16 protein-coding genes are annotated in these 20,041 nt (G+C 73.4%); 7 read left to right on the top strand and 9 right to left on the bottom strand.

The genetic code is table 11. The features are described from left to right. The 3 genes from DY240_RS01155 to DY240_RS31275 all read right to left on the bottom strand — a co-directional run. Window positions 1-426 (bottom strand): ClpX C4-type zinc finger protein (locus DY240_RS01155; protein WP_119658145.1); only part of this gene is annotated, 426 nt, incomplete at its 3' end. A gap of 114 nt (window positions 427-540) precedes the next feature. After that, the gene (locus DY240_RS01150) at window positions 541-1,194 is read right to left on the bottom strand and encodes a pyridoxamine 5'-phosphate oxidase family protein (RefSeq protein WP_119658142.1); all 654 of its coding nucleotides are present in this window, start codon (window positions 1,192-1,194) and stop codon (window positions 541-543) included. 229 nt (window positions 1,195-1,423) lie between these two features. Beyond that, window positions 1,424-1,768: a hypothetical protein gene (locus tag DY240_RS31275; RefSeq protein ID WP_147375161.1), complete on the bottom strand. Its 345-nt coding sequence runs from the start codon at window positions 1,766-1,768 to the stop codon at window positions 1,424-1,426. A 468-nt stretch (window positions 1,769-2,236) separates the two neighbouring features. Here DY240_RS31275 and glgX point away from each other — a divergent pair, with 468 nt between their 5' ends. The 3 genes from glgX to treZ are packed head-to-tail and all read left to right on the top strand — an operon-like array spanning window position 2,237 to window position 8,426. Next, complete coding sequence (glgX, locus tag DY240_RS01145; protein WP_119658141.1) at window positions 2,237-4,378, top strand: glycogen debranching protein GlgX; 2,142 nt, start codon at window positions 2,237-2,239, stop codon at window positions 4,376-4,378. Next, window positions 4,375-6,666 carry a malto-oligosyltrehalose synthase gene (gene treY, locus DY240_RS01140; protein ID WP_119658140.1) on the top strand — a complete coding sequence of 764 codons (2,292 nt, stop codon included), beginning with the start codon at window positions 4,375-4,377 and terminating at the stop codon, window positions 6,664-6,666. The genes glgX and treY overlap by 4 nt, the downstream gene beginning before the upstream one ends. Then, a complete protein-coding gene (treZ, locus tag DY240_RS01135) occupies window positions 6,663-8,426 on the top strand; it encodes a malto-oligosyltrehalose trehalohydrolase (protein WP_119658139.1) in 1,764 nt (587 codons plus the stop codon). Before treY ends, treZ begins: the two co-directional genes overlap by 4 nt. Here treZ and DY240_RS01130 read toward each other — a convergent pair. Together DY240_RS01130 and DY240_RS01125 are read right to left on the bottom strand one after the other, a co-directional pair. Beyond that, on the bottom strand, window positions 8,395-9,159 hold the full coding sequence (locus DY240_RS01130; protein WP_199700563.1) for a sugar phosphate isomerase/epimerase family protein: 765 nt from the start codon (window positions 9,157-9,159) through the stop codon (window positions 8,395-8,397). The genes treZ and DY240_RS01130 overlap by 32 nt on opposite strands. A gap of 119 nt (window positions 9,160-9,278) precedes the next feature. Further along, window positions 9,279-10,292 carry a hydroxyacid dehydrogenase gene (locus DY240_RS01125; protein ID WP_199700562.1) on the bottom strand — a complete coding sequence of 338 codons (1,014 nt, stop codon included), beginning with the start codon at window positions 10,290-10,292 and terminating at the stop codon, window positions 9,279-9,281. A 147-nt stretch (window positions 10,293-10,439) separates the two neighbouring features. Between DY240_RS01125 and DY240_RS01120 the strand changes: the two genes are divergently transcribed. Then, window positions 10,440-11,684 (top strand): hypothetical protein, encoded by a 1,245-nt coding sequence (locus DY240_RS01120; RefSeq protein ID WP_147375160.1) that lies wholly within the window; start codon window positions 10,440-10,442, stop codon window positions 11,682-11,684. A 9-nt stretch (window positions 11,685-11,693) separates the two neighbouring features. Here DY240_RS01120 and DY240_RS01115 read toward each other — a convergent pair whose 3' ends face one another. From DY240_RS01115 to DY240_RS01105, 3 genes are read right to left on the bottom strand one after another with little or no spacing between them, the layout of a single operon-like run. After that, the gene (locus DY240_RS01115) at window positions 11,694-12,284 is read right to left on the bottom strand and encodes a dihydrofolate reductase family protein (RefSeq protein WP_119658135.1); all 591 of its coding nucleotides are present in this window, start codon (window positions 12,282-12,284) and stop codon (window positions 11,694-11,696) included. After that, window positions 12,281-12,682: a PPOX class F420-dependent oxidoreductase gene (locus tag DY240_RS01110; protein ID WP_233552561.1), complete on the bottom strand. Its 402-nt coding sequence runs from the start codon at window positions 12,680-12,682 to the stop codon at window positions 12,281-12,283. The genes DY240_RS01115 and DY240_RS01110 overlap by 4 nt, the downstream gene beginning before the upstream one ends. Further along, complete coding sequence (locus DY240_RS01105; RefSeq protein ID WP_199700561.1) at window positions 12,679-13,566, bottom strand: helix-turn-helix domain-containing protein; 888 nt, start codon at window positions 13,564-13,566, stop codon at window positions 12,679-12,681. The genes DY240_RS01110 and DY240_RS01105 overlap by 4 nt, the downstream gene beginning before the upstream one ends. A 168-nt stretch (window positions 13,567-13,734) precedes the next feature. Between DY240_RS01105 and DY240_RS01100 the strand changes: the two genes are divergently transcribed. Together DY240_RS01100 and DY240_RS01095 are read left to right on the top strand one after the other, a co-directional pair. Next, window positions 13,735-16,014: an exo-alpha-sialidase gene (locus tag DY240_RS01100; protein ID WP_119658134.1), complete on the top strand. Its 2,280-nt coding sequence runs from the start codon at window positions 13,735-13,737 to the stop codon at window positions 16,012-16,014. Window positions 16,015-16,055: 41 nt separating this feature from the next. Further along, on the top strand, window positions 16,056-16,889 hold the full coding sequence (locus DY240_RS01095; RefSeq protein WP_119658133.1) for a MerR family transcriptional regulator: 834 nt from the start codon (window positions 16,056-16,058) through the stop codon (window positions 16,887-16,889). A gap of 20 nt (window positions 16,890-16,909) precedes the next feature. Here the strand turns inward: DY240_RS01095 and DY240_RS01090 are convergent, their stop codons facing one another. Further along, window positions 16,910-18,910 (bottom strand): elongation factor G, encoded by a 2,001-nt coding sequence (locus DY240_RS01090; RefSeq protein WP_119658132.1) that lies wholly within the window; start codon window positions 18,908-18,910, stop codon window positions 16,910-16,912. A 169-nt stretch (window positions 18,911-19,079) separates the two neighbouring features. Between DY240_RS01090 and DY240_RS01085 the strand changes: the two genes are divergently transcribed. Further along, on the top strand, window positions 19,080-20,041 hold a 962-nt coding region (locus DY240_RS01085), incomplete at its 3' end, for a DUF222 domain-containing protein (RefSeq protein ID WP_267901626.1).

Here is a 20,041-nt window from a genome sequence, read left to right as displayed (position 1 = left end):
GCCCACGTAGCCGGCCTCGGTCAGCGCGGTGGCGTCGGCGATGGCGAACGGCACGTTCAGCATCTTCGCCAGCGTCTGCGCCAGGTAGGTCTTGCCGCACCCCGTCGGGCCGATGAGCAGGATGTTCGACTTGGCGACCGTGACGTCCGACGACGGCGCGCTGACCCGCTTGTAGTGGTTGTAGACGGCGACCGCCAGCGCCTTCTTGGCCGCGTCCTGCCCGACCACGTAGCGGTCGAGGAACTCGTGGATCTCGCGCGGTTTCGGCGGGGCGGCCAGCCCGGCGTCGGCGGTGACCGGGTCCTCGGCCATCAGCTCGTTGCACAGCTCGACGCACTCGTCGCAGATGCAGATGCGGGCCGGGCCCGCGATCAGCTTCTTCACCTGCTTCTGGCTCTTGCCGCAGAAAGCGCACGTCATCAACATTCAGCCCACATTTCAGCTGTTCTGACCATCTGGATGGTAGGCGCTGATGGTACGGCTCCCCCGACCCCATCCCCCGGAGCGGGTCCGGCCCGGCGTGTTGGAGGGGCGTCGCCGTCAGGAGCCCTGCGCGAGCGTCCGCCTCGCGTGCGCGCCCAGCCCGCGGGAGGCGGCCACCCCGAACGCGTCGCCGCCCTTCGCCTTGCGGTCGTCGGTGCCCCACTGCCGGTTCCGCGGCACCGGCATGAGCCGCGGCACGTGCTTGGAGCAGTGGATGTAGGCCTCCTCGACGTGCACCGTCACCCAGCGCTCGGGGCGGCGTCCGGGCACCTCGGTCTCGACCGGCACCTCGGGGTGCCGCTCGGCGAACTCCGACGGCGACAGCAGCGCCGCCGCGCCGTTGACGTGGAGGCCGACGAGGTCGCGCACGAAGTCCATGAACAGCAGCCCGACGTGGCCGTTCTCGACGATGTTGCCGGCGCTGGCCATGACGCCGTTGCCGCGGTACTCCGGCCAGGCCAGCGTGCGCGGGTCGAGGACCCGGACGAAGCCGGGCGGGCCGGCCCGGAACGTGACGTCGCACTCGCCGCCGCCGTCGGCCGTGCCGACGAACACCATCTCCATGCGGCCCACGAACTCGCGCATGTGGCCGTTGAGGTGATCGGCGACCTGCTCGCGGTAGAAGCGGTCGGCCCGTTCGCGGCTGCCGTTCACCTCCTGCAGAGCGTGCTCGCCGGCCGATCCGGGTCGTTCGTGCGCAGCATGATCCATCTGTCCACCTCCACGTCCCCCGCCCCCGGGTGCCGTATGCCGCACCATGATCGCCCACTTGTGGTGACGACCGGTAGCGAAATGCCACAATTCGGTCACGCTGTGTGGTGGATCACGTTTCGCGAGCCGGGGCCGGCCGCAACGTCGATCCCGGGAATCGAAGTCGCGGTCCGCTCCGAGGGCGGTCCTGTCCACAGGACGACGGCCGGGCACGGGGTTGTCCACATTCTCACGATCCCGGCTTCTCGGGCGCCGCCTCGATCGTCACCCTTGTCGGCATGACCAGCATGCGCACACCCGCGACCTCCCGCTCGACGTCGCCGACCTGCTGCGGCGAGGCGGCGGACTGATCCGGGTCGCGCCCGGCGTGTACACCTCGGCCGACCAGCGGCATTGGCCAGGCGTCGGGCGGGCTCGGTGGGTCGCCGAGCACGCCGACCCACTCGCGGAGTCGCCGCTGGAGACCCTCGGGCGGTTCGCGTGCCTGCAGTTCGACCTGCCGCTGCCAGTGTGCAACGCGTGGGTCGGCGCGGACGGGCCGGAGTACCGAGTCGACGGGCTGTGGCCGTTCCACTGGTCCGCCTTCGAAGCCGACGGCGCCGTGAAGTACGACAACCGTCCCGATGCGTCACGGATCGTGGCCCGGCAGGGCGAACGAGAATGGCGACTGCGTCGCCTGGGTCTCGACGTCGTCAGGTTCGGCTGGGATCTCGCCTGGCGGAATCGGGCTGACCTCACCGCACGGTTCGCGAGCGTGCTGCGGGACGACGGCCGGCGCGAACATCCGGTCCGCTGGTGGAAGCACGTGCCCGGCGTCGGCGCTGTAGACCCGGAGCCGGCGGACTGGCCGTCGCCGGTTCCGGCGCACATCGTGCTGCCGGCGGGCTGGGACCGTTCACCGACGCCCCGCGCTTCAGAACGTTTCCGTGGGCCGCGGACCGGACCGCACAGATCGGGTGGATTCGAACGCGCCGAGCCGGGAACATTGACACCTGACTCGCGGCGTTGCGAGCACACATCGAACCGCGACGGAAGGCCACGGATGACCTCTGCCGAGCCGATGCCCCAATGGCCCGGAGCGGCCTACCCGCTCGGCGCCACCTACGACGGCTCCGGCACCAACTTCGCCCTGTTCAGCGAGGTCGCCGACGGCGTGGAGCTGTGCCTGTTCGACGCGGGAGGCCACGAGACCCGCCTGCCGCTGACCGAGGTCGACGGCTTCGTGTGGCACACGTTCCTGCCCGGCGTCGAGCCGGGCCAGCGGTACGGGTTCCGGGTCCACGGCCCCCACGACCCCAAGGCCGGCCACCGCTGCAACCCGTCGAAGCTGCTGCTCGACCCGTACGCGAAGGCCATCGACGGCACGTTCGAGTGGCACCAGGCGCTGTTCGGCTACCAGTTCGGCGATCCCGGCAGCCGCAACGACGACGACTCCGCGCCGCACATGCCGAAGTCGGTGGTCATCAACCCGTTCTTCGACTGGGGCACCGACCGCCCGCCGCGGCGCGAGTACGCCGAGACCGTCATCTACGAGGCGCACGTCAAGGGCCTCACGCGGACTCATCCGGACATCCCGGAGGAGATCCGCGGCACCTACGCGGCCATCGCGCACCCCGTCGTCCTCGACCACTTGACGTCGCTGGGCGTCACGGCGCTCGAGCTGATGCCGGTGCACCACTTCGCCAACGACGCCACGCTGACGGAGAAGGGGCTGTCGAACTACTGGGGCTACAACTCCGTCGGCTTCTTCGCGCCCGACCCCAAGTACAGCTCGGCCGCCACCCCCGGCGCGCAGGTCGGCGAGTTCAAGGCGATGGTGCGCGCGCTGCACGAGGCCGGCATCGAGGTCATCCTCGACGTCGTCTACAACCACACTGCGGAGGGCAACCACCTCGGCCCCACGCTGTCCTTCCGCGGCATCGACAACGCCGCCTACTACCGGCTCGTCGACGACGACAAGCGCTACTACCTCGACTACACCGGCACCGGGAACTCGCTGAACGTTGGCCACCCGCACACCCTGCAGCTGATCATGGACTCGCTGCGGTACTGGGTCACCGAGATGCACGTCGACGGCTTCCGCTTCGACCTCGCCGCCACATTGGCCCGCGAGTTCTACGACGTCGACCGGCTGTCGGCGTTCTTCGAGCTGGTGCAGCAGGACCCGACGGTGAGTCAGGTCAAGCTGATCGCCGAGCCGTGGGACCTCGGCCCGGGCGGCTATCAGGTGGGCAACTTCCCGCCGCAGTGGTCGGAGTGGAACGGCAAGTACCGCGACACCGTCCGCGACTTCTGGCGCGGTGAGCCGGCCACGCTGGGCGAGTTCGCCTCGCGCATCACCGGCTCGGCCGACCTCTACGAGCAGTCCACCCGCCGTCCGGTCGCGTCGATCAACTTCGTCACGGCGCACGACGGGTTCACGCTGCGCGACCTCGTCTCGTACAACGAGAAGCACAACGAGGCCAACCTCGAGGACAACAAGGACGGCGAGAACCACAACCGGTCGTGGAACTGCGGCGCCGAGGGGCGCACCGACGACCCCGAGGTCAACGCCATCCGGTCCCGCCAGCAGCGCAACTTCCTCGCCACGTTGCTGCTGTCGCAGGGCGTGCCGATGATGAGTCACGGCGACGAGCTGGGCCGCAGCCAGGACGGCAACAACAACGCCTTCTGCCAGGACAACGAGCTCAGCTGGGTCGACTGGGCCGACGCCGACCGGCCGCTGCAGGAGTTCACCCGGCGGGTGACGGCGCTGCGTGCGGCCCACCCGGTGTTCCGCCGGCGCCGGTTCTTCAACGGCCGCCCGGTCCGCCGCGCCGACGCCGAGGGCCTGCCCGACATCGACTGGCTGCGCCCCGACGGCAGCCCGATGACGGAGAAGGACTGGGACGCCGGGTTCGGCCGGGCGGTCGCGGTGTTCCTCAACGGCAACGGCATCGCCGAGGTCGACGCCCGCGGGCAGCGCGTCGTCGACGACTCCTTCCTGCTCTGCTTCAACGCCCACCACGAGCCGCTGGAGTTCACCTTGCCCGGCCCGGAGTTCGGCGCGGCCTGGGACACCGTCCTCGACACCGCCGACGACGACGCCGGCGACCGCGGCGGTCCCCGCGCCGCCGGCTCCGTCGTCACCGTCCAGGCCCGGTCGCTGCTGGTCCTGCTGGCGCCCCGGGACGCCGACTCGTGAGCGCCCCGCCCGCGAGCACGTACCGGCTGCAGCTGAGCGCGGACTTCCCGCTGCGGGCGGCGGCCGAGCTGACCGGCTACCTGCGCGACCTCGGCGCCGGCGCGGTCTACCTGTCGCCGGTGCTGCGCGCCACCGCCGGGTCGGCGCACGGCTACGACGTCGTCGACCCCACCCGCATGGACGACGAGCGCGGCGGCGAGGCGGGCTGGCGGTCGCTGCTGGCGGCGGCCCGCGAGCAGGGGCTGGCCGTCGTCGTCGACATCGTGCCCAACCACCAGGGCGTCGCCGACCCGGAGCAGAACCCGGCCTGGCAGGACCTGCTGCGGCACGGCCCGGCGTCGAAGTACGCCGCATGGTTCGACGTCGACTGGGCGGCCGGCCGGTTGCTGCTGCCGGTGCTGGAGTCGCCCGGCGCGTACGAGCTGGCCCGCGACGGGGCCGGCGAGGCGCTGGTGGCCGGCGGCGTGCGCTTCCCGCTGGCGCCCGGCACCGGGCCGCGGCCCGGCGACACCGCCGCCGACGTGCACGCCCGCCAGCACTACGAGCTGGCCGCGGCGGGGCGAGCGGGCACGGACCTGACGTACCGGCGGTTCTTCGCGGTGTCGACGCTGGCCGGGGTGCGCGTCGAGGACCCGGACGTCGCTGCCGCCACGCACGAGCGGATCCTGCGCTGGGTCGACGACGACGGCGTCGCCGGGCTGCGGGTGGACCATCCGGACGGGCTGGCCGACCCCGGCGGCTACCTGCACTGGCTGCGCTCGCGGGCCCCGGACGCGTGGATCCTGGCCGAGAAGATCCTGGAACCCGGCGAGACGCTGCCCGCCGACTGGCCGATCGACGGCACCACCGGCTACGACGCGCTGGCCGAAGCCGGGCCGCTGTTCGTCGACCCGGCGGCCGAGCCCGCGCTCGATCGGCTGTACCGGGAGGTGACCGGCGACCCGCTCGACTGGCCGACGCACGTGCTGGTCGGGAAGCGGGCCGTCGCGACCACGATCCTGCGCTCGGAGTTCCGCCGGCTGGCCCGGCTGGCGCCGTCGGTCCCGCACGCGTTCGCGGCGCTGACCGAGCTGGCCCTGTCCTTCCCGGTATACCGGTCGTACCTGCCGTCGTCCGGCCTGGACCACCTCCAGGCCGCGTTCGCCGACGCGCGCCAACGCCGGCCCGAGCTCGCCGCCGCCTTCGACGCGCTCGCGCCCCGCCTCGCCGACCCCGCCGACGAGCTGTGCGCGAGGTTCCAGCAGGCCACCGGCGCCGTCATGGCCAAGGGCGTCGAGGACACCGCCGCCTACCGCTACAGCAGGTTCGCCGCGCTCAACGAGGTCGGCGGCGACCCCGCCCGGCTCGGCGCCGGCCTGGACGACTTCCACGCCGCCCAGGAGCGGCGGCAGCGCCGGGCGCCGCGCTCGATGACCACGCTGTCCACCCACGACACCAAGCGCGGCGAGGACGTGCGGGCCCGCCTGGCGGTGCTGGCCGAGGTGCCGGACGAGTGGGCGCGGCTGGTCCGGCTGCTGGCCCGCGAGGCGCCGATGCCCGACGCCGCCGTCGGCTACCTGCTCTGGCAGACGGTGGCCGGCTTCGGCCTCGACCAGCCCGAACGCCTGCACGCGTACGCGACCAAGGCCATGCGCGAGGCCTCGACGTTCACCGGCTGGGCCGACCCCGACACCGACGGCGAGGCGCACGTACACGCCGCGCTCGCGACGCTGGCCGACCGGCCGGACCTGCGGGCGGCGGTCGACGGGTTCATCGCGCGGATCCGGCCGTACGGCTGGAGCAACGCGCTGAGCCAGAAGCTCGTGCAGCTCACCATGCCCGGCGTGCCCGACGTCTACCAGGGCACGGAAGGCTGGGAGGACTCGCTGGTCGACCCCGACAACCGGCGCCCGGTCGACTTCGGCCGGCTGCGCGCGCTCCTGGCGGACCTCGACGGCGCCGGCACCCCGCCGCCCGTCGACGAGACCGGCGCCGCCAAGGTCTGGGTCGTCTCGCGGACGCTGCGGCTGCGGCGCGACCGGCCGGAGCTGTTCATGGCGTACCGGCGGGTCCCGGTGCACGGACCGGCCGCCGGCCACGCCGTCGCGTTCGACCGTGGCGGCGCGGTGACGGTGGCGACGCGGCTGCCGGTGGGGCTGGAGCGGCGGGGCGGGTGGGCCGACACCGTCGCGGAGCTGCCGGACGGCCTCGTCGACGTGCTGACCGGGCGTCCGGTGGCCGGTGGCGCCGTGCGGCTCGCGGAGCTGCTCGACCACTACCCCGTCGCACTGCTGGCCGCGCCGGCATGACGACGTTCCTGGTGTGGGCACCGGGCGCCCGCCGTGTGGTGCTGCGGGCGGGCGGGCGCACGGCGACGGCGGTGCGGGCGTCGGGCGGCTGGTGGACGGCGCACGCGCCGGCGCCGCCCGGCACCGACTACGGCTGGCAGCTCGACGACTCCCCCGACGTGCTGCCCGATCCGCGCGCGGCCTGGCTTCCGCACGGCGTCGACGGCCGGGCGCGGGTGTACGACCATGCGGCGTTCCCGTGGACCGACGACGGCTGGACCGGCCGCCCGCTGGCCGGCGCCGTCGTCTACGAACTGCACGTCGGCACGTTCAGCCCGGAAGGCACGTTCGACGGCGCGGTCGCGCGGCTGGACCACCTGGTCGACCTGGGCGTGACGCACGTCGAGGTGCTGCCGGTCAACGCCGTCTCCGGCGAGTGGAACTGGGGCTACGACGGCGTCGGCTGGTACGCCGTGCACGAGCCGCTGGGCGGGCCGGACGGCTTCAAGCGGTTCGTCGACGCCTGCCACGCCCGTGGCCTGGCGGTCGTGCTGGACGTCGTCTACAACCACGTGGGCCCCAGCGGCAACCATCTGCCCCGGTTCGGCCCGTACCTCACCGAGGGCGCCGACAACGCCTGGGGCGACGTCGTCAACCTCGGCGAGCCCACCGTCCGCCGGTTCGTCGTCGAGAACGCGCTGATGTGGCTGCGCGACTACCACCTCGACGGGCTGCGGCTGGACGCCGTCCACGCGCTCCTCGACCCGCTGGCCGGGCACGGGCACCCGCATCTGCTGGCCGAGCTGTCCGCCGCGGTCGAGCGGCTGTCCGCCGAGCTGGGCCGGCCGCTGCCGCTGATCGCGGAATCCGACCTCAACGACCCGGTGATGATCGAGCCGCGGGCATCCGGCGGGTACGGCATGGACGCGCAGTGGGACGACGACGTCCACCACGCACTGCACGCGCTGCTCACCGGCGAGCGCCAGGGCTACTACGCCGACTTCGGCTCGCTGACGGTCCTGGCCAAGGTGGTGCGCGACGCGTTCCTGCACGACGGCCGGTTCTCCACCTTCCGCGGCCGCCCGCACGGCCGGCCGGTCGACCGCGCCCGCACGCCCGGCCACCGGTTCGTCGTCTGCCTGCAGAACCACGACCAGGTCGGCAACCGGGCCGCGGGCGAGCGGCTCACGGAGCTGACCTCGCCGGCCCGGCTGCGCATCGGCGCCGTGCTGCTGCTGTCGCTGCCGTTCACGCCGATGCTCTGGATGGGCGAGGAGTGGGCGGCGTCGACCCGCTGGCCGTACTTCACCTCGCACACCGACCCCGTGCTGGCGGCCGCGATCGGTCCCGGCCGGCTGGAGGAGTTCCGCAGCCACGGCTGGGACACCTCGGCGATGATCGACCCGCAGGACCCGGCCGCGTTCCGGACGGCCCGGCTGGACTGGTCCGAGCACGCCCGCCCCGAGCACGCCGAGATGCTCGGACTCTACCGGCGCATGATCGCACTGCGGGCCGCCGAGCCGGAGCTGCGCGACGGCGACCTCACCGCCGTGGCCTGCGGGTTCGACGAGGACGCCGGATGGTTCGTGCTGCACCGCGGGGCGCTGCGGGTCGCCGTCAACCTCGCCGGCGAGCCGCGCCGGGTGCCGCTGTCGGGCACGGCCGGCGAGGTGCTGCTGGCCACCGGCCCGCTCACGACGACGCCGGACGGCACCGCCGTCGAGCTGGGCGCCGAGACGGCCGCCGTCGTCAGGACCCGGCCAGCCAGCTCCGGAGGGTGACCGCGTCACGGACCAGCGCCTCGGGGTCGTCGTCCTGGACGAACTCCAGCAGCGCGTAGCGTTCGGCGTCGTCGCGGTCGCGCAGCGCGCCGAGCACGGGCTCCCACAGCGGCGCGCCCTCGGCCAGCGGGCGCCTGGCGCCGTCGGCGGTCCAGGTGAACACGTGCACCGTCACCAGAGCGGGCAGCAGCGCCGTCACCTCGCGCAGCGCCTCGGCGGGGCCGAGGCCGAGCCGCGGCTGCCAGTACGGGCGCAGTCCCGGGTGGCCGGCGGCGGCGTAGAGCGCGAGCGCGGAGTCCAGCGTGTCGGTGAGCGTGTTCGGGTGGTGCTCGACGGCGATCTCGACGCCCTCGCGCGCGGCCAGCTCGGTGATCCGGCGCAGGTCGGCGGCGACGCGGTCGCGCCGCTCGGGCGTGACGTCGGCCGAGCCCGCCGCTCCGGCCCAGACCCGGATGCGCGGCGCGCCCAGCGCGACGGCGGTGCGCAGGACGTCGTCGAAGTCGCCGGGCGCGGTCTCACCGGCCCGGTAGTACGAGCCGTAGGCGACGACCGCGACGCCGTGGTCGGCGCTCGCCGTCGCGGTCCGCTTCGCCGCCGCGACGTCCCCGGCCGGGACGTGCACGTCGCCGCCCCACTCGACCGCGCTGAGCTCCGCCCGGCGCATGACGTCGAGCACGGCGTCGACGCCGAGCTGCCGGAACGTGATCGACACCAGCCCCGTCTTCACGCTCACGACATCAGTCGATCGGCTCATCCGACGACAACTCCTTCACACCATCCGGCAATCGGTCTCGACCGACGACTCGGCGGGACCTCCGGCCCCGCGTCGCCGTCGGTGTCGCATGAGCCTCCCTAGGCTTGCACCACCAGATCGGCCCGGCGCACCTCGTGCCGCAGCGGCTCGCCGGCCGCGAACCGCTCCAGCTCGTCCAGCGCCAGCGCCGCGAGCCGGCGGCACTCGGTGCCCAGGGCACCCGCCACGTGCGGCGTGAGCACGACGTTGGGCAGCCGGTACAGCGGCGAGTCCGGCGCCAGCGGCTCGGGGTCGGTGACGTCGAGGACGGCGTGGAGCCGGCCGCTCTCGCACTCGGCGGTCAGGGCGGCGTGGTCGACCAGCGCGCCGCGGGCGGTGTTGATCAGCGTCGCACCGTCCCTCATCAGGCCACATCGACGTGCGTCGATGAGGTGGCGCGTCTCCGGCAGCGACGGCGCGTGCAGCGTGACGACGTCGCTGCGGGCCAGCAGGTCGTCCAGCTCGGCCGGCTCGGCGCCGGCGGCCGCGACCTCCGCCGCGTCGGCGAACGGGTCGGCGACCAGCACCGTGAGGTCGAACGGCCGGAGCAGGTCGACGACGCGGCGGCCGATGCGGGAGAACCCGACCACCCCGACCACCCGCTGGTAGTTCGACGCGTCGCCGACGGCATCACGCCAGCCCCACTCGCCGGGGCGCGCGCGGAACTCGGCCGCGAACCGCGGCACCCGCTTGCCCGCGGCCAGGATCGCGGCGAGCGTGTACTCGGCCACCGGGACGGCGTTCGCCGCGGCCGCCGTCGTGACCGCCAGCCCGCGGTCCCAGCAGGCGTCGGTGACGTGGTGCTTGACCGAGCCGGCGGCGTGGAACACGGCCCGCAGCCGCGGCGCGGCCGCCAGCACGTCCGCGTCGATCGGCGGGCAGCCCCACGACGTCAGCAGGACGTCGGTGCCGGCGAGCGCCGCCCGCACCGCCGTGCCGTCGAACGTCGCGACCGGACGCGGCAGGACGAGGCCGGCCAGGCCCTCCAGCCGCGCGCGCAGCGCGTCGTCGAACAGGTCGCGGTAGGCGGCGTCGGACATGACCAGCATGGCGCTGACCCGCTCGTGCGGCATCGAGGCTCCCGTCGGACGATGGCGAACCGGACCAGGGTAAGCGCTTTCTTGACACCGCAGCAATTCGGATGGAGCATCCATATTACGACGTTTCAAGCCGTACTCTCGATCAGCCACCCGTTCACAGTCGCACGGACAGGAGCCGAGATGAGACATCGTCACGCACGCATCCTCGCGGCAGCCGCAGGCGTGGTCGCCCTCGCGGTCGCCCCCGCCGCCGTCGCGACCGGCGAGGAGGAGGCCGTCCCGGCGGTGACGTTCGCACGGACCGGCGCGGAGCAGGTGGTCTTCGACTACGACGCCGCGAGCGGCGGCTCCTGTGACACCAGCGCCACCGGCGACCTGCCCGACGCCGCCGCCCGCGCGTTCCGCGACGCCGCAGGCAAGGTGCACCTGATCGCCACCCACCACCGCCACTGGGCCTCGATCTCGACCGGAACGTCGCTGGACTCGGTCGCGCGCGACTGCGCTCACATGATCTACGAGGCCGGCAACGACCCGGATCCGGCGACCTACGACAACCGCGGCTGGCTGGAGTCGTTCTACACGCTGGACGGGCGGACGATCCACGCCCTCGTCGCCATGGACTACCACCCGCGCCACTACGACAAGCCGTGCGGCACGATGCCGGCCGACGCGAGCAGGTGCTGGTACGGGACCACCGTCCAGGCCACCTCCACCGACGGCGGCTACTCGTTCACCTCGCCGGCGCCCGGGACGCCCCGGTTCATCGCGGGCGTGCCCTACCAGGCGGACCCCGCCGTCACGGCGACGGGCGGCGCGTTCGTGCCGTCGAACATCGTCGTGGGGCCGGACGGCGCGCTGTACGCCACGCTCTCGATGGAGCCGCGCGAGCTGCAGGCGGGTGGCACCTGCCTGATCCGGACCACCGCCGCCGCCCTCGGCAACCCCGCCGCGTGGCGAGCCTGGGACGGCGACGGTTTCGACGTCCAGTTCGCCAGCCCCTATCCGTCCGTGCCGGACGACCCGGAGAACCACGTCTGCACCCCGGTCGGCGTCGGGCGGCTGCAGCGGCCGGTGCGCAGCCTGATCGAGGTGGAGGGGCACGATCTCTACATCGCGATCTCGCACGGCGTCCTGCCCGGCGACCCGGCCATCAAGGTGCTGGCGTCGACGTCCACCAACCTCGTCGACTGGACCCCGCCGCAGGCCGTCATGGACCTGCCGCGGTACGGCCAGAACGGCGAGAGCTGCTCGACGCACTCCGGTGCGGTCCGCTACCAGTACCCGTCCCTGCTGGATCCGCAGAGCACGTCGCGGAACTTCAACACCACCGGCACGACCGCCTACATCTACGCCACGCGGGTCGCGTACTGCGCGGGGTTCAACCGCGACCTCGTCCGCATCCCGATCAGCATCACCGTCAGCTGACCCACCACGTCATCGGGGCACGCGGAAGGTCAGGTGGGTGACGCCGGGTGCCTCGACGACGCTCACCCGCTCCAGCTCCCGTGCCTCCGGCAGCGCGTGGAAGAACGGCGTGCCGCCGCCCAGCAGGATCGGCACCTGGTGCAACGTCACCTCGTCGAGCAGCCCGGCCCGCAGGGCGGCCGCCGTCACGCCGGTGCCCATGAGGGCGACGTCGCGGTCGCCCGCGATCTCGGCCGCCCGGGCGACCGCCTCCTCGATGGTCCCGACGACGGTCTGGGCGGCGGACGCCTCCGGGGCGGGGCGGTGGGTCAGCAGCAGCAGCGGCGCCGTCGGGTGCGGGCTGCCACCGCCGAAGCCGCCGGAGTGGTCGTAGGTGGTCCGGCCGCAGATCACCGCGCCGTCGCGGCTCGCCAGCGCGTCGAACACGGCGGCGCTCGGCGCGGACAGCCGGAAGCCGTCGAAGACCGTGCTGGGCACGTCGCCGTCGAAGTACCAGTCGAACAGCCGCTGCCCGCCGCGGCCGAGCGCCTGCTCCGGGCTCGGATCCGGGCCGGTGACGAAGCCGTCGACGGAGACGGACAGGGCGGCGATCACGCTCATCCGATCACCACCACCCGGACCCGCTCGGGCTCGATGGCGTAGACGACGCGGTCGACGCGCGGCCCGTAGGGCATGCCGATGTACGCGTCGGACATCCGGTCGATGATCTCCCACGCCGGGTCGCCCTCGATCCGCTCCGCCATCCGGCCGCGGACCAGCACGGACACCAGCGGATTCGCGCGGTCGACGACGGAGACCGCGACCCGCGGGTCGCGCTCGAGGTTGGCCGCCTTGCGGGAGCTCGGCGAGGTGAGGATGGTGACGCGGTCGCCCTCGAGCCCGACCCACATCGGCACGGAGTGCGGCGAGCCGTCGGGCAGCAGGGTGGCGACGTGCGCGGGATGGCCGCCGCTGAGCAGGCGGCGGGCCTCGTCGGTGAGGATGGTGGATTCGGTCATGACGCGAGGCTAGGAGCGCCCCGGCCGGCGTTCTTGAACGAACCGGCCAGCTCCGCCTCGCGCAGCAGCGGCGTGTAGGACGCGGAGTGGTCGTGGCCGCACGCGCACGCCTCGCCCACGCCGCGCAGGAAGGCCCGCGGCGTCGCGCCGGTCAGCCGGACGCACTCGCGGGTCAGATGCGCCTGATCGGCGTAGCCGGCGTCGACGGCGAGCCGGGCCAGCCCGTCGCCGGACGCGTCGCCGCCGGTGGCCGTCGCCGCCTGCGTCCGGGCGAGGAAGCCCTGGAACCGCAGCGTGCGCTGCAGCGCCTTCGGCCCGATGCCGACGCCGGCCAGGAGGTGCCGCCGGAACCCGCGCTCGGAGACGTACAGGTCGGCGCCCACGGTGCGGACCTCCGCCGCGTACCACGGCATGAGCCGGCGGGTCGCCTCGGCCAGCAGCGGTTCGGGGCCGGTGACGCCGGCGCGCAGGGCGGCGGTCGCCACGAGGTCCTGCAGCGCACCCACCGCGGCGTCGTCCGTCGTCGCGGCCGCCACCCACTCGCCGGCCGCCGCTGCCGCCGTCCCCCACAGCTCCGCGGCGTCGACGACGAAGCCGGTGAGATCGGCGACCGGCCGCCCGAGGACGGCCGCCAGGGCACCGGGGCGCAGCCGCAGCCCGATCACCGTCGTGCCGGGCGGCAGCAGCTCGACGTGCGGCCCGGTGAGCACGCCGGCGACCTGCGGCTCGTAGCCCACACGGCAGCGCACCTCGACGCCGCCGGTCGGCAGGTGCCGCTGCGGGTAGGCCGGTTCGCCGCGCGGGATGCGCTGCACCCACGTCGCCGCGACGAGTGCGGCCAGTCCCGGGACCTGCGGCCGCTCGCGATAGGTCTGCCCGGCCACGACAGCGAGTGTGACAGCTCCGTCACCGCGGGGAAAGGGATCGACGCCCCACCGTAGACATGGAACGGATTGCCAGGCCATCATCGCCCCGCAGCGTTCGGCTGGCACGAGCCGCGCGACACCGGATGGCAGATCGTTCCATGCTGTTCACCGCACCAGGAGGCGCTGATGAGCTGGTTCCGCCGCACCCCCGGATCGTCCAGCGGCCACTGGGGCCTCGGGGCACTCGCCCTGGCCCTGCTGGCCGTCAGCATCGTCATCGGATCGGCGCTCACGCCCGGCTCGTCCGGGCCCGCGTCCGCCGCGCCGCCGCAGCTCGTCGACGGTGCGGCGGGTGACGAGCCGTCGCTGTCGGCCGGCGCCATGTGGTACCCGTGGGCGCCCGGACCCGGTGAGCTGGGCGCGGTGCCGTCGGCGTTCTCGATCGACCACGTCCTCGACGGGCGGACGGTCAAGAAGGTCGTCGCGTCGTGGGGCCGCAACGAGGACAGCCCCAGCGCTCCCCTGCGCAGCGGCCGCGCCGTCGCCGACGACAACGGGCAGGTGTTCGTCCCGTACGACGCCCTGCCGTCGACGTTCACCATGACGGCGACGACGCGGCTGCGCGACGGGACGGTGCTGTCGGCGAGCTTCGTCCCGCTGACCCTGAATCCGCCGTCGCCGAACCGCATCGGCATCCCGATGGCGCGCTCCACCGACGGCGCCACGTCGTGGACGACCTACACCGCCCAGCTGGTCGAGAACAAGTGGCGGCTGAACTGGTACCGCATCCACCGCGACCTCATCGAGCTGGCCGACGGCACCCTCCTCATGGGCGCGTACGGGCAGGGCAGCATCGGTGGCGTCACCAAGGAGTACTCCCTGGTGCTGGAGTCCACCGACGGCGGGCAGACGTTCCGGCAGCGCGCGGCGGTCAACGCCGGCTCGCGGTACGGCACCAACGAGCTGGGCCTGGCCCGCACCAGCGACGGGCGGCTGATCGCCGTCATGCGCGGGTCCGAGAGCGTGCCGCGGCCGCCGTCGATGCCGCTCACCGTCAGCTTCTCCGACGACGACGGCGTCACCTGGTCGCCCGTGGAGCCGTACGTCCCGCCGGAGGGCCTGCCGAACAACGGCGTCTCGCCCAAGCTGGTCCTGCAGCCCAACGGGCAGCTGCTGCTGGCCTACGGCCGGCCGGACAACAACGTGGTCGTGTCGCGCGACGGGACCGGCCGCACCTGGGACACCGGGACGGTCGTCTACTCGCGGCACCCGGGCGACGACCCGCTGCGGCGCTGGATGGGCAGCAGCGGCAACATGGACATCATTCAGCTGAGCAGCGGCGCCTCGCTCGCCTTCGGCGACACCTGCCACAACATCTGGTGGTGCCGCGAGTACGGCCACGACAACAAGATCTGGACCCGCAAGGTCGAGGCGCGCTCGGCCGGCGTCGGCCGGATCGACCTCGCGACGAAGGTCCGCACCGGCGCGGCCCGGCTCACCGGCGCCGTCGTCGCGGCCGACGCCCGCTTCCCCGAGCAGCGCCTCGAGGGCGCCGTCGACGGCAGCTCCGAGTACCGCGCGGCCGCGCGGTTCGCCGGCGACGCGGCGCTGACCATCGAGCTGGACCACGTCTACACGCTGGACCGGATCGGCCTGATGCTGGCCCGCGGCGAGGCGAACAGCGCCCGCGTCCAGGTCTCCGAGGACGGCCGGCGCTGGAGCCGTCCGGTCCTCGACACCGGGGTCCGCACCGACTACGCCATGACCTACACCGACATCGAGCCGGTGCGGGCGCGGTACGTCCGGATCAACCCGGGCTCCGGCGGCGCGCCGCTGACCGCCGTCACCGAGGTCGAGCTCTACGCCGCGGACCTGCTGACGTTCGAGAACGACGCGATCAACGAGGTGCCGCGGACGCTGACGGACACCCGCTACGCGTTCGTCGTCGACACGATCATCGACAGCTACGACCACTCCGCGACGCACATGGCGCTGGTCGACGCCGACATGGGCGCCCGGGCCGGCGCGACGTTCCCGGCGCAGCGTCCGGCGTCGACGCAGCACGTCTCGTTCGGGTTCGAGGGCTACGGCTACGGCAGCGGCGCGCTCTGGGACGTTCTGGGCACGAACGCCGACGGCGACGAGGTGACGGCGTTCCGGCTGCACTTCGCCCCGGACTGGACGGCCAACGCGATGAAGGTGCGCGCCTGGGACGGCGACTCGTGGGTCGACGTCGGCTCGGCGGGCCCCGTGCCCGCGAACAAGACGTGGATGACCGTCACCATCGACAGCACGGGCTCGTCGACCACCGTGAGCCTCAACGGGACGGTCATGGGCACGACCACGCTCGCACTGGAGGAGGTCGAGGAGTTCACCGGCTTCCGGGCCGAGACCGGCCTGCTTCCCGAGGACGTGGGCAACATGGAGCACTCCTACGACGACGTCCTCATCACGCCGCTGGACTGAACCGTTGACCTTGCCCGTGGGGCAGGGCCTAGCGTTCAGACGTGGAGGACGCGCGGCGGCTGTCCATCGGGCAGGTGGCCCGGCTGGCCGGAGTGACCCCGAAGACGTTGCGGCACTACGACCGCCTCGGGGTGCTCCGGCCGGCCGACGTCGACCCCGTCACCGGCTACCGGTGGTACCTGCCCGACCAGGTCGACCAGCTCCGGCTGGTCCGCCGGCTGCGCGAGCTCGAGCTGCCGCTGGAGGACGTCCGCCGGCTGATGGCGCTGGTCGACGACCGCGACGCCTTCCGGTCCGCGCTGGCCGAGCACCGCCGCCGCATCGACGCACGGGTCGTCCGGCTGCGCGGGATCCTCCACACCATCGACCACGCGCTGAACGACGAGGAGTGGACCACCATGAGCGCATCCGCGGCGCCCGCCGTCCTGGATCCCGAGCTGCACCGCCGCCTGGGCGCCGACCTGTTCAACGACACCTGGCGGCTGATGGAGCTGGAGGACCGCTCCCCCGACGACGACGTCCTCATGATCCACCAGGCGCACGCGTCGGCGTACCACTGGCTGCAGGTCGGCACGCCGCAGAACGTCGCCCGCAGCCACTGGCTGCGCTCGCGCGTCTACTGCGTCGTCGGCCGGGCCGAGCCGGCGCTGTTCCACGCCCGGCTGGTCCTGTCGACCTGTCAGGAGAACGGCATCGGCGACTGGGACCTCGCGTTCGCCTACGAGGCGCTGGCGCGCGCGTACGCCGTCGACGGCGACCCCGACGAGGCCCGCCGCCACGCCGAGCAGGCGCGGCTGGCCAGCGCCGACATCACCACGGACGAGGACCGTGAGTGGCTGCTCAGCGACCTGGAGACGATCCCGTTCGCCGGGTGAGGCATCAGGCGGCCCGCGGCTCACACCCGGCGGACGACGTGCAGCAGGTATTCGTCGCGGTGGAGCGGGTCGTGGTCGGTGCGGGGGCGCTCCGGCGGCGGCCCGGCGACCGGCTCGTAGCGGTCGAACCGGGTCTCCAGGACGCCCTCGCCCCGGGTCAGCGCGGGCAGCTGCTGCTGCAGCTCGTGGGCGTGCGCCGCCGGCAGGTCGCCGGCGAGCACGTAGCCGGACGCCGTCGGTGCCGGGGTCCCGGGCACGGCCCGTAGCCGCGCCAGCGCCGGGAGCACCTGACCGAGGCAGTCGGCGGGCAGCTCGAGCTCGAACCGGTGGATCGGCTCGTGCACGAGCGTGCCGGCCCGGCGCAGCGCCGTCATCAGCACCAGCGGCGTGAGCAGGCGGAAGTCGCCGGCGGTGCTGGACATGCTCTTGTCGAACGTGGCGTGCGCGTGGCTCTGCCGCGGCCAGTACTGCGACCGCGTCAGCGTCACCCGGCAGTCGGGCACGTCCCAGCCGTGCAGCCCCTGCCGCAGGGTCTCGCGGACGGTCTCCTCGATCGCCCGCAGGAACGCCGGCGGCAGCGATCCCAGCTCGATGGCCGGCTCGAACGTGACGCCCTCGCGGTCCCCGGCGGGCTCGACCCGCAGCCCGACGCCGGCGAGGAACGGGTTGCCGTCCTGCTTGATCAGCTCGACCGCCTCGCCGGTCCCGACGACCCGCTCGACGCAGATCGTGGTCGATTCGCGGAAGCCGACGTCGAGGCCGTACTCGGTCGCGAGCGTGGCCTGCAGGACCTCCTTCTGCACCTCGCCGTAGAGCGACACCGACACCTCCTGCCGGAGGTCGTCCTGGCGCAGGTCGATCAGCGGGTCCTGCTCGGCCAGCTGGGCGAGCGCCGCGTGCAGCGCGCCCCGGTCGCGGGCCCGCCGCGGCACGACGACCGTCTCGAGCGTCGGCGGGGCGAAGTGGTGTTCGGTCGTCGTCCGCCCCTGCTCACCGATCGGGTCGCCGATGCGCACGCCGGTCAGCCCCCATACCTTGGCGATCCGCCCGGCCGTCACCTCGGCGCGCGGCCGGGCGCCGCCGCCGTCGCCGCCGCCGAAGACGCTGAGCGCGGTGACCTTGCCGGCGGCGAGCCGGTCGCGCGTGCGCAGTGTGCCGGCGGCCATCCGGACATAGGCGATCTTCTCCCCCGCCGGACCGCGCTCGACCTTGAAGACGGTGCCCGACGGCGGACCCGCGGCATCGCCGTCCGGCTCGGGGGTCGACGGCAGCAGCCGCACGATGCCCGTCGTCAGCTCGTCGACGCCCGCGCCGGTGATGGCCGAGCCCGCGAAGACCGGGTGGACGTCAGCCCGCCGCGTCTGCCGGGCCAGCGCCCGCAGCAGCCGCCGGTGCGACACGCCGTCCGGGTCCTCGACGTAGTCCGCGAGCAGCGCGTCATCGCCGTCGGCCAGCACGTCGACGAGCCTCGCGCCGAACCCGTCGTCGCCGGCGGCGAACGGGCGGAACGCCGCCTCCTTCGTGCCCTGCCGTTCGGCGGTGCCGAGCGGGACGATCCGCGGCGTCAGCCGGATGGCCAGCTGATCGACGACGGCGTCCAGATCGGCGCCGCCGCGGTCGAGCTTGTTGACGAAGATCAGCGTCGGGATCCGCAGCCGCCGCAGCGTGCGCATCAGCACCCGCGTCTGCGCCTGCACGCCCTCGACCGCCGACACGACGAGCACCGCGCCGTCGAGCACGGTGAGCACCCGCTCCACCTCGGCGATGAAGTCCGGGTGACCGGGCGTGTCGATGAGGTTGACGGCGGTGACGTCCGGCCCGCTGCCGACGGTGAACGCGACGACCGCGGACTTGATGGTGATGCCCCGCTGGCGCTCGAGCGCGAGCGAGTCGGTCCGTGTGCTCCCGGCGTCGACGCTGCCGACCTCGTCGATGACCCCGGCGGCGTAGAGCAGCCGCTCGGTCAGACTGGTCTTACCGGCGTCGACATGCGCGAGGATTCCCAGGTTGAGCGTACGCAATGAGCTTCGAGTCCTCTGGTCGGACGAATGGTGTCACTGGGGTGGACCCGAACGCTCGGCGCATGACGCTCTCCCTTCTCGCTGGTCGATTGAGGGCTAGTCGAGCACGCCGACGGGGCGGTGGGCAACTGGTTTACGCCGCCCCGTCGCGGTCGAATCGACGTTGTCGGTGGGGGCGGGTAAGATCATTTGCATGTTCGAAGAAGCGCTGCTGACTGCTCCGCCGCCGGAGGTTGCTCCGCCGGTGGAGTGGATGGTGGCGTCGCCGTGTGATGACCCGAGCGTCGCCGACATCGACGCGGCGTTGTTGGAACAGTTGTGTACCGGCGGTGAGGCCGCGCCGGCGGTCTTCGACATCGATCAGGTGCCGGCCGGGCCGGAACTGGCGGCGCGGCTGGCGGCGTTCGACCCGGCGGCCGCCACGGCTGACGAGCTGGTGGAGGCCGCCGCGGCGATGGAACGTCTGGAGGCGTGGGCGGCCGCCCGCAAGGCCGCCATACACGCCGCGCTGGCGTCGCGGGCGGACATGCGTCCCGACGAGACGGGGTACCGGTCGGTGAACCCGGTGACGAACACCGCGATGACGCTCGCCGGGCGCTGCCAGGTCACCTGTAAGCAGGCGGAGAACCAGGTCGGCCACGCCCTGCAACTGGTGCTCGATTTTCCCGATACCCACGCCCTGCTCGCGACCGGCGCGATCGATCTGCGCCGCGCCCGGGTGATCACCGACGAGCTCGGCGGCCAAGACCCCCACGTCCGCAAGCGGGTGGAAGCCGCCGTGCTGCCGAAAGCACCCGGCCTGGATTCGGTCGCGCTGCGGAAGCTGATCAAGCAGCTGTTGCACGAACTCGCCCCGACCGAGGCGGCGGACCGGTACGAGACGGCTCGTGAGCGCCGCTACGTCGCCATCACGCCGGCGTCGGATGGGATGGCGCATCTGGAGGCGCGGCTGCCCGCCGCGGACGCCGCCGCCCTGGACACCGCGTTGAACGCGGCCGCGGCCGACGCCAAACGCGCCGACGCCGCAGCCGGGGTGCCGGCGCGGACGAAGGACCAGCGCCGCGCCGACGCCCTGGCCGAGCTGGGCTGGGCCGCCCTCACCGCCTGCGCCGACGGCACCACCACCCCGCT

The sequence above is a fragment of the Jiangella rhizosphaerae genome (assembly GCF_003579925.1).
Taxonomy (GTDB): domain Bacteria; phylum Actinomycetota; class Actinomycetes; order Jiangellales; family Jiangellaceae; genus Jiangella; species Jiangella rhizosphaerae.
This window is presented reverse-complemented; position numbering and strand designations above follow the sequence as displayed.

Bases quoted from the DNA above. Each gene is read 5' to 3' on its own strand.
- DY240_RS01150 (WP_119658142.1), bottom strand. From the start codon at position 1,194: ATGGATCATGCTGCGCACGAACGACCCGGATCGGCCGGCGAGCACGCT.
- glgX (WP_119658141.1), top strand. From the start codon at position 2,237: ATGACCTCTGCCGAGCCGATGCCCCAATGGCCCGGAGCGGCCTACCCG.
- treZ (WP_119658139.1), top strand. From the start codon at position 6,663: ATGACGACGTTCCTGGTGTGGGCACCGGGCGCCCGCCGTGTGGTGCTG.
- DY240_RS01125 (WP_199700562.1), bottom strand. From the start codon at position 10,292: ATGCCGCACGAGCGGGTCAGCGCCATGCTGGTCATGTCCGACGCCGCC.
- DY240_RS01120 (WP_147375160.1), top strand. From the start codon at position 10,440: ATGAGACATCGTCACGCACGCATCCTCGCGGCAGCCGCAGGCGTGGTC.
- DY240_RS01115 (WP_119658135.1), bottom strand. From the start codon at position 12,284: ATGAGCGTGATCGCCGCCCTGTCCGTCTCCGTCGACGGCTTCGTCACC.
- DY240_RS01110 (WP_233552561.1), bottom strand. From the start codon at position 12,682: ATGACCGAATCCACCATCCTCACCGACGAGGCCCGCCGCCTGCTCAGC.
- DY240_RS01100 (WP_119658134.1), top strand. From the start codon at position 13,735: ATGAGCTGGTTCCGCCGCACCCCCGGATCGTCCAGCGGCCACTGGGGC.